General features: G+C 60.5%; 14 protein-coding genes. 4 read left to right on the top strand and 10 right to left on the bottom strand.

All coding sequences use genetic code 11. The features are described 5' to 3' along the window. Window positions 1–220: 220 nt before the first annotated feature. Both HDF10_RS11520 and HDF10_RS11525 read left to right on the top strand, forming a co-directional pair. Window positions 221–586, top strand: a complete 366-nt coding sequence (locus tag HDF10_RS11520; RefSeq protein WP_183813448.1) for a VOC family protein — start codon at window positions 221–223, stop codon at window positions 584–586. 122 nt (window positions 587–708) lie between these two features. Further along, window positions 709–1,992 carry a WD40/YVTN/BNR-like repeat-containing protein gene (locus tag HDF10_RS11525; protein WP_260177823.1) on the top strand — a complete coding sequence of 428 codons (1,284 nt, stop codon included), beginning with the start codon at window positions 709–711 and terminating at the stop codon, window positions 1,990–1,992. 40 nt (window positions 1,993–2,032) lie between these two features. On the opposite strand, the gene HDF10_RS11530 is transcribed toward HDF10_RS11525, so the two are convergent. From HDF10_RS11530 to HDF10_RS11555, 6 genes are all read right to left on the bottom strand, one after another. Then, entirely contained in the window at window positions 2,033–3,193 is a 1,161-nt protein-coding gene (locus HDF10_RS11530; protein WP_260177824.1) for a type II secretion system protein, read from the bottom strand. 26 nt (window positions 3,194–3,219) lie between these two features. Next, window positions 3,220–3,852 carry a hypothetical protein gene (locus HDF10_RS11535; protein ID WP_183813450.1) on the bottom strand — a complete coding sequence of 211 codons (633 nt, stop codon included), beginning with the start codon at window positions 3,850–3,852 and terminating at the stop codon, window positions 3,220–3,222. Further along, window positions 3,849–4,550: a hypothetical protein gene (locus HDF10_RS11540; protein ID WP_183813452.1), complete on the bottom strand. Its 702-nt coding sequence runs from the start codon at window positions 4,548–4,550 to the stop codon at window positions 3,849–3,851. The genes HDF10_RS11535 and HDF10_RS11540 overlap by 4 nt, the downstream gene beginning before the upstream one ends. Beyond that, entirely contained in the window at window positions 4,547–5,290 is a 744-nt protein-coding gene (locus HDF10_RS11545; protein ID WP_183813454.1) for a PilN domain-containing protein, read from the bottom strand. The genes HDF10_RS11540 and HDF10_RS11545 overlap by 4 nt, the downstream gene beginning before the upstream one ends. Continuing rightward, window positions 5,290–6,417 (bottom strand): type IV pilus biogenesis protein PilM, encoded by a 1,128-nt coding sequence (locus tag HDF10_RS11550; RefSeq protein ID WP_183813455.1) that lies wholly within the window; start codon window positions 6,415–6,417, stop codon window positions 5,290–5,292. The genes HDF10_RS11545 and HDF10_RS11550 overlap by 1 nt, the downstream gene beginning before the upstream one ends. 84 nt (window positions 6,418–6,501) lie before the next feature. After that, window positions 6,502–8,136, bottom strand: coding sequence for a GspE/PulE family protein (locus HDF10_RS11555; RefSeq protein WP_179584986.1), 1,635 nt, complete (start codon window positions 8,134–8,136; stop codon window positions 6,502–6,504). Between the two features lie 226 nt (window positions 8,137–8,362). Between HDF10_RS11555 and HDF10_RS11560 the strand changes: the two genes are divergently transcribed. Further along, complete coding sequence (locus HDF10_RS11560) at window positions 8,363–8,926, top strand: HdeD family acid-resistance protein (RefSeq protein ID WP_183813457.1); 564 nt, start codon at window positions 8,363–8,365, stop codon at window positions 8,924–8,926. A gap of 193 nt (window positions 8,927–9,119) precedes the next feature. On the opposite strand, the gene HDF10_RS11565 is transcribed toward HDF10_RS11560, so the two are convergent. From HDF10_RS11565 to HDF10_RS11580, 4 genes are all read right to left on the bottom strand, one after another. Continuing rightward, complete coding sequence (locus HDF10_RS11565) at window positions 9,120–9,785, bottom strand: DUF2959 family protein (protein WP_183813459.1); 666 nt, start codon at window positions 9,783–9,785, stop codon at window positions 9,120–9,122. Window positions 9,786–9,884: 99 nt separating this feature from the next. After that, on the bottom strand, window positions 9,885–10,589 hold the full coding sequence (locus tag HDF10_RS11570; protein WP_183813461.1) for a DUF2306 domain-containing protein: 705 nt from the start codon (window positions 10,587–10,589) through the stop codon (window positions 9,885–9,887). Between the two features lie 78 nt (window positions 10,590–10,667). Further along, window positions 10,668–11,867 carry a type II secretion system F family protein gene (locus HDF10_RS11575; protein WP_183813463.1) on the bottom strand — a complete coding sequence of 400 codons (1,200 nt, stop codon included), beginning with the start codon at window positions 11,865–11,867 and terminating at the stop codon, window positions 10,668–10,670. A gap of 136 nt (window positions 11,868–12,003) precedes the next feature. Beyond that, window positions 12,004–12,594, bottom strand: a complete 591-nt coding sequence (locus HDF10_RS11580; RefSeq protein WP_183813465.1) for a TetR/AcrR family transcriptional regulator — start codon at window positions 12,592–12,594, stop codon at window positions 12,004–12,006. A gap of 151 nt (window positions 12,595–12,745) precedes the next feature. On the opposite strand from HDF10_RS11580, the gene HDF10_RS11585 reads away from it, so the two are divergent. Next, window positions 12,746–14,416 carry a DHA2 family efflux MFS transporter permease subunit gene (locus HDF10_RS11585; protein ID WP_183813467.1) on the top strand — a complete coding sequence of 557 codons (1,671 nt, stop codon included), beginning with the start codon at window positions 12,746–12,748 and terminating at the stop codon, window positions 14,414–14,416. Window positions 14,417–14,435: the final 19 nt, after the last annotated feature.

Below are 14,435 nucleotides of genomic sequence, written 5' to 3' on the forward strand. Positions count from 1 at the left end.
TCGGTTGGCGCTCCCGTTGGTCGCGAGAGAAGATTGTGCTGACCAACGGGAGGACCACGCGAAGCTTTAAAAAGGCGTGCGAACGCCCGCCCCACGCGCAGTGGGCCCGTCCGGCAGGACCTGGAAGGGCGTTGTCACAAGCCTGTCAACCATCTCCGGGTAAAATCTCTTGCGTGCACGCGGGCCGCGAATCACCCATCCTGAAAAAGAGGACAACTCAATGGCACACCCGTTCTGTCACCTGGAGCTAGGCAGCACCGACCTCGCAAAAGCCAAAACCTTCTACACGAGTATGTTTGGTTGGGAGATAACCGATACTCAATTCGGGGAAGGCATGACCTACTCCACCTTCAAACCCGAAAGCACCGGTCCGGGCGGCGGCATGATGACACAGCCTGTCCCCGGAGCGCCCTCGTCCTGGCTGCCCTACGTCGCGGTCGATGACATCCACGCAGCCACAAAACAGGCCGCGGGGCTCGGCGCGAAGGTCCACGTGGACGTTCAAGAGGTGCCGAATCTGGGCTGGTTCAGCGTCATCAGCGACCCCACTGGCGCAGCGCTCGGCCTCTGGCAGCAGAAGGTGTAACACCTCCGCGACTCGTCCCAACGGGCAGCAAATTTGGCTGTACTTTTTTGCTACCTTCTAGCCGGAGCCCGCACTTCGGCGCATGTGTGTGCGGGTGCCCCACACATCGCAGTCTCATCGCGATGTGTGAGCCTTCGCGCGCAGCACGAACCGATCTCCTCACATCGCCTTCGCGCTTCGTTCAGGCTACGTCATACACTAATCAGCAGATGCGATCCTCTCACCTTCTCCTGGCCCTCACTCTGGCAACGACACAAGCCGCAAGCTTCGCCTACGCACAATGGGATATCGAAGAGTCTCACACCACCGCCAGCCTGCGCGGCATTCACAACGTTGGTGGAGGAGTCGCGTGGGCCAGCGGAACCGACGGCACTGTGCTGCGCACCGAAGACGGCGGCTATCTGTGGCAGACCTGCGCGATACCGCCCGGCGCGGAGAAGCTCGACTTCCGCGGCGTTCAGGCCTTCGACGAAAACACCGCCATCGTCATGTCCAGCGGCCCCGGCGACCAATCCCGCCTCTACAAAACCACCGATGGATGTCAGACATGGAAACTGGTCTTCACGAACCCCGACAAAGACGGCTTCTGGGATGCAATCCAGCTCAAACTTGGCCCTCACAATCGAAAAGATGATCCTCCTGAACACATTGGCGTGATCATCGGAGATCCTGTGAACGGCAAGTTTGCTGAATTTGAAACGAAAGACGACGGAGATCACTGGTCAAGGCGTGGTGGAGGAGAAGCCGGTCTTCCCTCTGCTAAAGACGGAGAGAGCCTCTTTGCTGCCAGTAATTCGTCTTTAGTCCTCACGAGTAACGGTTGGGGGGAGATATTTGTAACCGGTGGCGCGTCTGGCGCGCGCAGTCGCGTCCTGTCCGAATTCGTAAAACACGACCCCAGGGTTTCATGGAAATACGTGGGCGGGAACATCCCACTCTCAGCAGGCGAGTCCGCGGGCGCATTCTCGATTGCAATCGCGCCAGGAGACGACCAGACCGCCAACACTCCCCCTAATGACCAATGGACTCTTTTGTACCTTGAAAAGGGTACCTGCGTAAGTGTCGGCGGCGATTATAAAAAACCGTCAAGTGCAACCGGCTCCGCAGCGTTCAGCATCGATTCGGGCTTACACTGGGTTTCCGCAGCCACTCCACCCCATGGCTACCGCTCCTCGGTAGCCTACGACCCTACCCAGAAACTCTGGATCACTGTAGGCCCCAACGGCACCGACATCTCCACTGACGACGGCAAAAACTGGCGTCCGCTTACACCTTCGTCCACTGACCCTGCCGATGCCGACAAGAACTGGAACGCTCTCTCGCTTCCCTTCGTGGTTGGTCCGCATGGACGTATTGGTCGGCTGCGCACCATCGATCAAAAGGCAATCGTGACAAAGAAACCTTAGTCGTCAGGATGATTCCGATGCGCCATCGAATCGAACAAGATTACTGAGGCTGCTGTGGCGTAGTCGGTGTCGTCGTGCCACTTCCTTGTGTGCCGGACGTTGGAGATGATCCGAAGCCCGAACTCGGCGACGAGCCAAATCCGGAGCTGGGTGAAGATCCAAATCCAGAGCTTGGCGAAGATCCGAACCCCGAGGTTGGCGACGATCCAGTCCCTGCGCCTCCAACTCCCGAGTTCAGGGAACCGGCAGACCCAAGACCCTGGTTCCCTCCGCCAAGCAGGCCCGCAGCCGCCTTCATCTGCTCAATCCGAGGATCGTAGATGAACTCCCACGTGTTGTACGACGTCTGCTCGTTCAACACCTTGATCGAGGTGCCTTCCTTCGGAATCCCCACGCCGACAAACGGCGCACCGCCTCCGGAGAATCCGCCGGACGACTGGCTGGCGATCCCGGCGGCCGATCCCAGGGTGCTGTTAGCGCCCGTCCCAGTCGAAGCTGTTCCGGAGTTGTCCGTCGATCCTGTTGAACCCGTCGGCGTCGACGTACCTGGGCCTGAGGCTCCAGCTCCCGCCGTGCTCCCCAGATTCGTTCCGGCGGAGCTTGAGCCTCCCAACGTAGTTCCGGAGGAGCCACCGAAGGCGCTCGACCCGCCCGACCCCGACGAACCGAACGCACTGCTAGTCGACGAGCCAAACGCGGAGTTTGAACCAGCAGCCCCTGCACCAATACCTCCAGCCGAAGCCTGTCCCGCGGCAGAGCCCAACCCAGGCGCAAGACCCGTCAGCGGCTGGCCGAAGAATCCCTTCACCGTCGTCTTCGCCTCACCGACGTGGATCAACCGCCAGTCCGACTTGCCCGTGAAGGGGTCCATATACTCCTGCCGCAGATACTTCACCGGAGTTCCCTTGGCCAACGCGTCCATCGTGCCGGGATAGGAGTTGTTCTTGCGGTAGTAGAGCTGGATCGCGCGCACGTACTGGTTTCCGCGATGCACCGCCTCCACCTCCTTCTCACGCCGCAGCTCCTGCGCCATCTTCGGCGCGGCAATACTCAGCACCAGCAGAATGATGAAGATCGCGACGATCAGCCCTACCAGCATGAAACCCTGCTCCGCCTGCCGGTCGTCGGCGCACGGAGGATTCTGCGCAGGATCGCGCGGGATACGAACCTCGAGAAAAAGCCGGGAGCAAAGTCTCTTCATCGCCTCTACCTCAAGCGACAGCAGCTTCACCGGGCGAGCAGTGGCAGCGTCTGCTTGTTGTTATTCGCCATATCCTCAACCTCTACCGAGTTGGCCGAGATGGTGATTACCTTATACCTCCGCTGCACGATGTCGCCATCGGAGGCAAGGAACACATCCTCCCCGTGCAGCAGAAACGCCCTGCGCGTTCCGTTGGCCGCGGTCGCCGTGCCGAAGAACTTCAGGTCGATTGGCGGCGGTGGTGGAGGCCCTGGAGGTGGCGGCGGGGGGCCCGGAGGCGGAGCCTTTACCGCTCGCACCGGCGCTATCGGCTTCGGAATCTCTACCGGCGCCGAGTTTGCCGAAAATATATTCCGTCCGCTGCCCGAGTACACCAGCGACTCAGTCACCAGCATCGCATCCATTCGCAGCGTCGGATCAAGCTGCGCCGAGGTGGTCCCAAGCTTCTTCGCCGCCGCGCCAGCGATGTTTCCCGACGGCAGCGCGACGACCGCTCCCGCAGCAGGAGCAGACCTCGCCGGAGCCGTCACGACCACAGGCGGCGCAACCGGCGCAGGGCTGTCATCGCGCAACTGGTAGTACAAGACCCCAGCCGCAACCAGCACGAACGCACCAATCGCAGCACCCTTCTTCTGTTGATCCGCCGTCAGCCGCATCATCGCCGGCCTCCTGCATCGGGGCCTGCGGAGGCTATGCCCGCCGCCTTCTCGTCTGCGCCGCCAGCCACGTTCTTCTCAGAGCCTTCGGTCCCCACGGGCGATCGCAGATACGTCGTAAGCCGCAGCCGCAGTCCAACCGTCCCGCTCTGCTGTCCCGTCAACGTGAGGCCGCTGATCAGGAAAAACATCTTGTCCCGCTCCAGCGAGTTGATAAAGACCACCAGCGGCCGATACTCTCCGCTCAAACTCGCGTCCAGCCTTGCCTCCGTGAGCGCCCCAGCAGTGCCATCCATCACCGGCGCATAGGCGTACTGTACGCGGGTTAGCTTGACTCCCTGCTTCTTAGCCAGAGAACCCAGCTCTCCCACTACGCCGGATACTGCAAATGGAAGTCGTTGCTTATAAAACTTGTCGGAATCCTTCGTAGCCTGCGCAAGCTTTTCGTCCAGACCTTCCAACGGCTGTCTGGCAATCTCCGCCGTCTTCATCTGTACCGTCTGATCTGCGAGCGCGGCCGCGTTTTGATTGTTCGCCGCGCGCCAGGCAAAGGCCATATGCGCCAACAGATAAAGATTCACCACCCCCAGCGCAACCACGCCCGCAATGTGGAAGTTCTTCAGCGTGCCCAGCCGGCTCGCCTTCTCTGCCCATTGCTTTGCCGCAACAGCGGTTCGTTTCTTCTCAGCTACTGTCGTCATCGCGCCGCTACCTTCTGCGCCGGAGCTTTCACCACTCCAGCCCTTGGGAGCGCACTCTTCGGAGCAGTCGCCCTCTTCTTCTTCATCACACCCGAATCACTGTCCGAGGCACTCTTATCTTTCGCAGAGACGTCCTTCCCAGATCTCTCCGGCAGCGGGTTATAGCCACTCAACACATCGAACTGCACCGCACCGGGAGCCGTTACCTGCGCAGCATTCCGGTTTCCCTCCTGCGTCTGCGTCTGCTCCGACGCCAGCCTCGGCGACAGGAACCGCTGCGATGTCTCCAGATTCCTCACCAGCTGCACGGCCTTGTCGCGATCCCCGCTCACCCGCAGCCGGATATTTACATCGCCTTCCTTCGTAATCGCCGGATCGATGCTGGTCACCTGCACCCCAACCGGCAGCACCTTCTCGAGGTCCATCATCACGGCCGTCCAGCTGAAGCTCTTCTCGGCAAACATCTGGTTCAGAAAACGCGACCGCTCCAACACCGCCATATTCTGCGGCTGGTGCATCCTCGCTTCGTTCGCCTGGCGCTCATGCTGATACCTCTGCGTCTTAGCCTTCAGCGCGTCCATCTGCGCCTGCGCCACGCGGGCCTTGGCATTCAAGGAGTGCAGTGCAAACCCCAACCCCACCGCCAGCAGCGCCAGCACCACCATCGCCAGCCGGAGCTTCGCAAACAGCGGCCTCAGTTCAATAAACGGTCGATTCGCAAGATTGACAGAGATTCGCATCAGTTCTTCAGCGCTCCCCGGACGCCGGCCAGCCAGCCTCGCGGCACACTCGCCGTCACCGCTCCCGCCTCCATCATTCCTGCATCCATCATCTCGCGCACGCGCAGGCCCTCCAGCCCGTTCTCTTCAGTGGCTGTCATCAGCGTCCCCACATCCAGCGTTCCCGCCATCAGCAACTGATCCGGAGCCGTATGCAACGAGTCTTCAAAGTAAGCCGCCGCCACACTCACCGCCTGCGCCACCTCACGCGCCGCTGCCTGCGCCTCAATCTCCCGCACCAAAGCGGAATTCAACATCGAAGGCGGCATCTCAGAGGGCGCATCAAACCGATCCCATCCCTCCGGCCCCAGGGGCTCCTGTCGTGCCCACTCCTGCACCGAACTCTCCCGGTCCACCAACGGCATCGCACTCTCAACAAGTTCAACCGGAGCACCCGCACTCGCCCCCATATCCACAGAACGATGCAGCAGCAGAACTCCCGCCTGCACAATCGCCGTCGTCACCGAACCCAGCCCGGCGTTAACCACCAGCACCGGCGACGGCGTCTCGTCCAGGCCCGCCAGCGCAGCCAGCGTACTCGGCAGCACTGCTCCCGGCAGATATCCCGCAGCCAGCACCATCGCCTCATACTCTTCGAGCACAGCCTTCGGAATCGCAACTGCAAGCAGCTTGATCGTTCCCTTCTCACTCGACATCACCTGGTAGCTCACCATCGCATCATCCGCGTCGAAGGGCAGCAGCTTCTTCAAACGAAACCGAACCAGAGGCAAAGCCTCCGCCACCTTAGTGGGCAGCTGATCGAAGTCCAGAAACAACACACGCACCGCCGAATCCGGCACCACCAGCGTCACATCCCGCAGCCGCCCTGCGCCCCGCTCCGCCCGATCAGACGATCCACGGCCCGAGACCGCATCGAGCGTCCTCTTCACCGCCGCCGTCACCGAGCTCTTGTCAACGAGATTGCCGGCCTTCAACCCAGGCGCAACCGCACCGTTCGCCAGGTCCACCCGTGCCACAGAGGTCAGCAGAGCTGTCGCATCCTCGGCCCGCGCCGCCACTACGCCCTCTGCGCGAACCTCAACCGCCAGCCGCGGCCGCGTGCCCAATGTCTTCGGTAAAATTTCCATTCCGTCCTAGACTACCTTGCTCTATCGATTGTCACTACGTCACCATCATGGTGCGCGGTGTCAAATCGTGTTTCCGCGGCCCGCCTACCGCCCCGCCTCGATAAACGTAACCTTGTTGATCTCCTTCAGCGTTGTAATCCCATCCCTTACTCTCTCCAACGCCGAATCCCGCAGAAAAGCCATACCCTTCTGCTTGGCCTTCTTACGAATCTCGCTTCCCGGCTTCTTCGCCAGCAGCATCTCACGAATCTCGTCGTCCAGCTCCAGCAGTTCGTGGATCGCCGACCGTCCACGATACCCCGTCCCGCCGCACTCAATGCATCCGGGCCCCTCGCGAAAGTTGAACCCGCGCCACTCGTGCAGATCCAGACCGCTCGCCAACAACTCTGCGTCGCTATAGTGCACATCTCTCACGCAAAATTCACAAACCTGTCGCACCAGCCGCTGCGCCAGAATGCAGTTCAGCGCCGAAACAAAGTTGTAAGGCTCGACGCCCATATTCAAAAACCGCCCCAGCACGTCGACCACGTTATTCGCGTGCACCGTTGTAAACACAAGGTGCCCCGTCAGCGCAGAGTTGATGGCAATCTGCGCCGTCTCCGCATCGCGAATCTCTCCGACCAGGATCTTGTCCGGATCATGCCGCAGAATCGACCGCAGCCCTCGCGCAAACGTCAGACCCTTCTTTTCATTCACCGGAATCTGTGTGATGCCGCGAATCTGATACTCGACCGGATCTTCAATCGTGATGATCTTATCTTCTTCCGATTTAATCTCGTTCAACGCCGCGTAAAGAGTCGTCGTCTTACCCGAGCCCGTCGGCCCCGTCACCAGCACCATGCCGTACGGCTCTTTGATATACCGCCGAAATCTCTCAAGATCCTTCGCCGCGAATCCCACGACATCCAGCGACAGCGACTTAAACTTCTCCGACATCGACTCTTTGTCGAGCACACGGAGCACAGCATTCTCTCCATGCACCGTCGGCATAATCGACACACGGAAGTCGATCAGCCTGCCCTTGTACCGGACGCGGAAACGTCCGTCCTGCGGCACGCGCCGCTCTGCAATATCCAGCTCGCTCATGACCTTGATACGCGACAGAATCGTCTGGTGATGCTCTCGTGCAATCGGAGCCATCGCCTGCTGCAGCACGCCGTCAATGCGGTACTTCACCAGCAATGAATCATCGAACGTCTCGAGGTGAATGTCCGAAGCGCGCCGTTCGAGCGCAGTAAAGATCGTCGTGTCCACCAGCCGGATAATCGGCGAGATATCGTCTTCGCTCGTCAGCCGTTCAATCGAGATATTCGAGTCCTGGTTCTCATCGCCGTGCAGCACATCGAACGCAAGACCCTCACTGGCCTCATCCAGCACGCGCTGGCTCTGCTCTGTCTTCTTCAGCAGTTCGGTAATCTGGCTCAGTGTAGCCACCCGCGTCACCAGGCGCTGACCCAGCAGACCGGAGATCTCGTCCAGCACCATCAGCTTCGAAGGATCCGAGACCGCAATCGCTAGCTTGCCCTCCATCTGTTCCAACGGCACGAAGTTGTACCGGAACATCATGTCCACCGGCACGCTCTTGAACAGCTCATGCGAGATCTTGAAGTTCTTCAGGTCCACGAAATCAGCACGATAGCGCCGCGCCAGCGACTGCGCGCGCTCCACCTCGCCCATCCCTGCCTCATTAATCGGTATTGCCAACGGTGCCATTGCCATATTCGTAAGACTCCTGTTCCAACCAAACCGTCACTCACACCTTCGCGTCATTCACGGTGTGTTCAAACGATCTTTTCTGCGCGAATCCCCTTTGAGGGAAACCCGAAATCCGCAGGAGACGAAACTTCCGTCCAATCTTCTATTATTCAGCAGAATCACCTCTTATGGTATCCTCCGCGCAACCCCGTTTAGGCTCACAGACCTACGTCTTTTGGAGGACCCAACAATGAGCACCTACCCACCCACCTTAGCCGCGCTCGCCCCCAAAGCCATCAACTGGTCCATAGCCCTCAGCATCCTGCTGATCCTGGCCGGCCTCTTCGCTATTCTCGTCCCGCCGTTCTCAGGCCTCGCGGTCACACTCATCTTTGCCTGGGCCATGATCGTCAGTGGAATCACACACTTCGTCTTCGCCTACAAGACCCACACCACCGGCGGCGTGCTCTGGGAGCTGCTCGTCGGCGCCATCTACCTCTTCACCGGCGTCTATCTCCTGCTCCACCCGCTCGACGCCCTCATCGTCTTAACGCTGATCCTTGCCGTCTACCTGGTCTTCGAAGGAATCGTGGAGATCATCCAGTCCTTCCAGCTTCGCCCCCGCCACGGCGCAAGCTGGCTTCTGTTCGACGGCATCATCACGCTCATTCTTGCGATCATGATCTGGCGGTCGTGGCCTGCGAGCACGGTCTGGGTCATCGGAACGCTGGTCGGTATCAGCATGATCTTCAGCGGCTTCTCCCGGCTCATGCTCTCGCTCGCCGCCAAGCGCGTGCTCAAGCAGAGTCTCTAACGGATAATGTCCTGCCGGACGGGCTCCCTGCGCGGGAGGCGGTCACTTCGTGACGCGTGTACCCCTTCGGTTGGCGCTCCCGTTGGTCGCGAGGAATCATTGTGCCGACCAACGGGAGGACCACGCGAAGCTTTAAGAAGGCGTGCGAACGCCCGCCTCCCGCGCAGGGAGCCCGTCCGGCAGGACATATCTTCTAAGGCTGATCCGTATTCAAAGAAGCGATCAACGCATCCGCCTGCGCAATGGACGCATCCAGGCTCACCATCAGCACATCCACATCCGTCGACATCTGCGCCGAAGTCCCCTTCAACGACCCAATCGCACGAGCATTCAAATTGTGCTTCAGGAAAGTAACCTGATCCCGAAACGCAGTAATCACCGGCGTCATCCGCGCTTCAGTCTGCCGCATCGACTTGATATACCCCGCCTCACTCAACCGCGACTGCCGCAACATCACCGCCGACTGCGCCTTCAGCTTCTTGTTCTCCATCCCGTCGATCTCCTTCTGCCACTCCTTGAAGAGATCCCCTGAGACCTGGTCGATCGAGTCGATGCGATTATGCAGCTTCTGCGCACTATCCGCAGCCTTTTCGTACTCTCCGTTTAATTTTTTATAGTTCCTCTCAAGCGACCCACCCTGAAACCCAGTCAGCGCCTGAAACGACTCCATCGTCGTCTTGATCTGTTCCTTCGCCTGCTGCTGGTCTTTCTTCGAGTCCTTCACGCGCGACACCAGAATGTCCCGCTTCTCCTTGCCAAACGTCTTCATCGCCTTGTAGTAGGAGCTGGTACACCCAGCCAGCACCATCAGCGGAGCCACCGCCACCACGCCTCGCAACACCCAACGCCGAGAGATCACAGTCAACTCCTTCACCCCGTCAGAGCTTGACGAATTGTAACCTCTCCCCCCGAATCCACCTGGAACCGACAGAATCCCGAAGATAAACCGAATCAGTTCCTAGGCCGCAACAGGAAGCCGATCGCCCCTCGACCGCAGCCATAGCTCCATAGCAATCGTATTGATCGAAAAGCCGATCCAGAACGCAATGCCGAAGAACTGCCCCGGCTCAAGATGGGTCAACCGGCTCGTCGCAAAGAACACACCCATCACCGGCCGCGTCGTTGCGATGCCAAGAAGAATCGCAACTGATCGCAGCATCCAGCGCATCTTCACAAGCGCCTCGCCCCGCCGCGCCGCCACAAAGGCTCGCCCCAGTGAAACCAAAAAGAGACTATTGAAGAGAAGCACCGCAGATCGCTCCACCCACCCACCAACGGGATGAGCGCTCATGGCATACGCGGTAAACCCCACCCAGGCTCCCAGCAGAAAGAACAGCCGCTCCGCCCACATGGCGCTGGATCGTTGCAACAGCACAAACGGGGTCAGCAGAACAAACACCATCGCCGGAAGAATATGCGCCAGCGTCAAAGCAGCATGCGACGCGAACACCGCATCCAGGGCCGCCGTGGGCGACGTCCCGCCCTGCGTCGGATGAGCCAGCACCGCCACTCGACGCAACACCACCGCGACCGCAATCACAACGCAGATCCAGAAGCCCACCTTCAGCCAGCGAGGATACCCATACGCACTATACCCAGAAGAAACGCCGCGGCCAGCGCCCCCTCGCATCTCGATCACCCGTGCCGGAGCCTTCGCATCCATAATCCCTCCCTGCCGCAAGGCCGAGCCGCACTCCGCTCAGGCCCGCAAAAGGTACGCAAAGAAAGATTCCGCCGTTCCCTACTGACCGCCCGTTCCACCCGCGCTCAAACTGAAGATCGGCAGATACAGCGCAATCAGAATCGTCGTCACCACCAGCCCCATCATGATCAGGATCAACGGCTCGATCAGACTCATCGCCGCAGTCAGATTCGTCTGCACATCCTCTTCAAAAAACTCCGCCACCGAGTTCAACATCTGCGGCAGCGCGCCGGTCGACTCGCCCACCTCGATCATCTCGATCGCCAGCTCCGGAAACACCTTCGTCGCCTGCAGACTCACCGACAAGCCCTTGCCCTCGCGAACCGTCTCGACGGATTTGTAAACCGCACTCGCAATCTGCCTCGAATCGATCGACTTCGCCGCCGTCTCAAGCGACGGCACCAGCGGCAAACCGCCCGTCAGCAGCGTAGACAGCGTCCTCGAAAACAACCCCACCTGATACTTTAGCCACACACTGCCAAACACCGGCAGCTTGATCCGAATCTTGTCGATCAGGCTAGCGCCCGCATCCGTCTTCGACCAGCGATACAGCAAAAATCCGACCACACCCACCACCAGCGCCACATAAATCCCGTAAGCCTGCGCCTCCCGCCCCAGGTCGAGCAGAAACGTAGTCAACGCCGGCAGCTTCGTCCCCAGCTGGTCGTAGAGCTGCGCAAACCGAGGCACCACAAACGTGATCAGAAAGATAAACAGCGCAATCACCATCACCACCAACAGCGCCGGATAGATCAGACTCGCCTTCAGCTTCTTCCGAAACGTCAGCGACACCCGCTGAAAGTCCAGAAACCGCTGCAGCACCTCCTCCAGATTGCCCGACCGCTCTCCCGCCAGCAGAGTCGTCGTATACACAATCGGAAAGCCACCCTGCGCCTCAAACGCCTGCGAGATCGACTCTCCCGTCTTCACCCGCGCCGCCACGTCCTCCAGCTGCGCGCGAAAGTGCGGAATCTTCTGCCGCTTGCCCAGCAGCTCCAGCGAGCCCAGAATCGGCAGCCCCGCCTTGATCAAGGTCAGAAACTGTTGATTGAAGACCAGGAAAGTCTCCAGCTTCACCTTCTTCTTGCTCGCCCCCAGCACGCTCTTGGCTTTGACGGAATAGACAAAGTACCCCGCCTGCGTAAACCGCGCCTTCAACTCCTCCGCCGTAGCCGCCGCGTGACTCTGCTCCATCACCCGTCCACGCTCATCCGCCAGTTTGATCACAAACTCAGTCATAGACCCTACGGCACCCGTCTCCGCTCAAAGTTACTCGTCCATCTTAGACGCTCCCGCCACCAAAACGCGTGTCAGAAGGACACCGTCTCCCTCCCCCTCCAAACATCTTGGATTTTCTTGCCGCCGAAGCGCCCAATTACCCAGCAGCCGCAATCCCAGCCAGCATCACCTCGAGCGACTCCCGCGCATCCTCCACCGCACTGCGATTCCCCTCCAGACGGCTGATCATCAGCGCTCCTTCCAGCGTCGCAATAATCGTATTCGCGATCCGCCGCGCCCGAACCTCACCCCGAATCTCCCCCTCCGCGATCCCATCCTCCACAATGCTTACCAGCCGAGCCTTCCACTCCTTCATCGCCACACACACCAGGCTCCGCAGCAGCGGATTCCCATCATCCGCATCGATCGCCGTGTTCATCAGCGGGCACCCGCCCGGAAAGACCCCCGGAGTCTCCGCAAACCGCCTCACCGAATACTTCAGCTTCTCCACAGCCCCCGGAATCGCATCCTGTCCCTCCCGCCGCGCCTTCGCCACCCGCGCCCACGCATACCGAAACGCCTCCGCCGCCAGCTCCTCCTTGCTCTCGAAGTGCCGGTACACCCCACCCTTCTCCAACCCCGTTGCGTCCAGCACATCCTGCATCGAGCACCCGGCAAACCCCCTCTGATTGAAGATCGGAGCCGCCTCCTCGATAATCCTCTGCCGCGTCAACTCACCTTTTCCCATATCTCTCCCCTCGCCGCCCTACCTGCTCCGAAATCCTACAGCAGCAAGAAAACGCATCGTACGGCGCCTCTCATGAATCAGATGCTTAAAGAAACCGTTCAGTCTCTTTTTCGAGACTCTTCGCGAAAACCGAGAGGAGATCCAGAAGTCCATGGCCACCGCCACCCTCATCGAGCCAGTCCAGGCCGCTCCCCCACAGCCTGCCAAGTCCGTAGCCCGGCCCCAGCGCCCCCGCCCCGTCATCAACCCCTGGGTCGTCGCCCTCACCGTCACCCTGGCCACCTTCATGGAGCTCCTCGACACCTCCATCGCCAACGTCTCGCTCCCCTACATCGCCGGCGGTCTCGGCCGCTCCTACGACGAGGTCACCTGGATCCTCACCACCTACCTCGTCGCCAACGCCGTCGTCCTGCCGATGTCCGCGTGGCTCTCCCGCGTCTTCGGCCGCAAGACCTACTACATGGCCTGCGTCGCCCTCTTCACCATCACATCGTTCTTCTGCGGCATCGCTCCCACCCTCGGGATCATGCTCCTCTCGCGCGTCCTGCAAGGTATCGGCGGCGGCGGCCTCGCCCCGGTCGAACAGGCCATCCTCGTAGACGCCTTCCCCCCCGCCAAACGCGCCTCCGCCTTCGCCCTCTACACCGTCGCCATCGTCACTGCCCCGGCCATCGGCCCCGTCCTAGGCGGCTGGATCACCGACAACTACAACTGGCGCTGGGTCTTCTTCATCAACATCCCCGTCGGCCTGCTCTCCCTCTTCCTCACCAACCGCTTCGTCCACGACCCACCCGCCTACGCCGAAGAGCGCAAGACCGTCCGCGGCCCAGCGGTTAACGGAAAGCCAGGAAAACTTCGCGTCGACGGCATCGGCATCGCCCTCGTCGGCCTCGGCTCCGCTGCCCTCGAAGTCCTCCTCGACCGCGGCCAGATCGACGACTGGTTCGGCTCCCGCTTTATCATCACGATGTTCGTCATCGGCATCTCCTGCCTCACCGCCGCAGTCTTTTGGGAGCTTCACGTCCCCGATCCCATCATCGACTTCCGCCTCCTCAAGGTCCGCAACTTCGCCCTCGCCAACTTCTTCTACTTCGTCTTCGGCTTCGGCCTCTTCGCCTCCACCACCATGATCCCGCAGCTCCTCCAGTCCCTCTACGGCTACCGCGCCATCGACGCCGGTCTGGTACTTGGGCCGGGAGCCTTAGTCATCACCTTCCTCGCCCCCGTAGGCGCGCAGCTGGTTCAACGAGGCATCGTCAAGCCCCGCATCCTGCTCTTCGGAGCCGTCATGATCGTCGGCATGTCCTTCCTCCACTACAGCCACTTCAACCTCGACACCGACTACCGCCACTACGCCCTCGCCCGCGCTCTCCAAGGCCTCGGCTACGGCTTCTTCTTCGTGCCGCTCTCAGTCATCGCCTACTCGCAGTTGAGCCCGGCGCAAAACAACAAAGCCTCATCGCTCACCAACTTCTTCCGCAACTGGGGCGGCAGCTTCGGCATCGCCTTCATCACCACCATGTCCGAGCGCCGCCAGAACTTCCACCAGGACCGAGTCGGCTCAACCATCGCAGCCTCCTCAAGCACCTTGCAGGAGAACATCCACCAGACCGCCGCGTACCTGCAAGCCCACGGCTTCTCCCCAGCAGACGCGGTCACCGCAGCCTACGGACGCGTCTACGACCAGCTCCACGCCCAGACCCAGCTCCTTGCCTTCATGGACTGCTTCCACATCATCGGCATCATCACCCTCATCGCCGCCCCGCTCGTCCTGCTCACCAAGAGCTTCAAACCCAGCGGAAAATCCGAAGCAGCCCACTAAGGCAAACAGTCGCAGTTCT

Source organism: Tunturiibacter empetritectus, from assembly GCF_014201375.1.
In the GTDB taxonomy this organism is placed as follows: domain Bacteria; phylum Acidobacteriota; class Terriglobia; order Terriglobales; family Acidobacteriaceae; genus Edaphobacter; species Edaphobacter lichenicola_D.

Bases quoted from the DNA above. Each gene is read 5' to 3' on its own strand.
- HDF10_RS11535 (WP_183813450.1), bottom strand. From the start codon at position 3,852: ATGATGCGGCTGACGGCGGATCAACAGAAGAAGGGTGCTGCGATTGGT.
- HDF10_RS11530 (WP_260177824.1), bottom strand. From the start codon at position 3,193: ATGAAGAGACTTTGCTCCCGGCTTTTTCTCGAGGTTCGTATCCCGCGC.
- HDF10_RS11560 (WP_183813457.1), top strand. From the start codon at position 8,363: ATGAGCACCTACCCACCCACCTTAGCCGCGCTCGCCCCCAAAGCCATC.
- HDF10_RS11580 (WP_183813465.1), bottom strand. From the start codon at position 12,594: ATGGGAAAAGGTGAGTTGACGCGGCAGAGGATTATCGAGGAGGCGGCT.
- HDF10_RS11570 (WP_183813461.1), bottom strand. From the start codon at position 10,589: ATGGATGCGAAGGCTCCGGCACGGGTGATCGAGATGCGAGGGGGCGCT.
- HDF10_RS11540 (WP_183813452.1), bottom strand. From the start codon at position 4,550: ATGACGACAGTAGCTGAGAAGAAACGAACCGCTGTTGCGGCAAAGCAA.
- HDF10_RS11550 (WP_183813455.1), bottom strand. From the start codon at position 6,417: ATGGAAATTTTACCGAAGACATTGGGCACGCGGCCGCGGCTGGCGGTT.
- HDF10_RS11585 (WP_183813467.1), top strand. From the start codon at position 12,746: ATGGCCACCGCCACCCTCATCGAGCCAGTCCAGGCCGCTCCCCCACAG.
- HDF10_RS11575 (WP_183813463.1), bottom strand. From the start codon at position 11,867: ATGACTGAGTTTGTGATCAAACTGGCGGATGAGCGTGGACGGGTGATG.
- HDF10_RS11545 (WP_183813454.1), bottom strand. From the start codon at position 5,290: ATGCGAATCTCTGTCAATCTTGCGAATCGACCGTTTATTGAACTGAGG.
- HDF10_RS11525 (WP_260177823.1), top strand. From the start codon at position 709: ATGTGTGAGCCTTCGCGCGCAGCACGAACCGATCTCCTCACATCGCCT.
- HDF10_RS11555 (WP_179584986.1), bottom strand. From the start codon at position 8,136: ATGGCAATGGCACCGTTGGCAATACCGATTAATGAGGCAGGGATGGGC.
- HDF10_RS11520 (WP_183813448.1), top strand. From the start codon at position 221: ATGGCACACCCGTTCTGTCACCTGGAGCTAGGCAGCACCGACCTCGCA.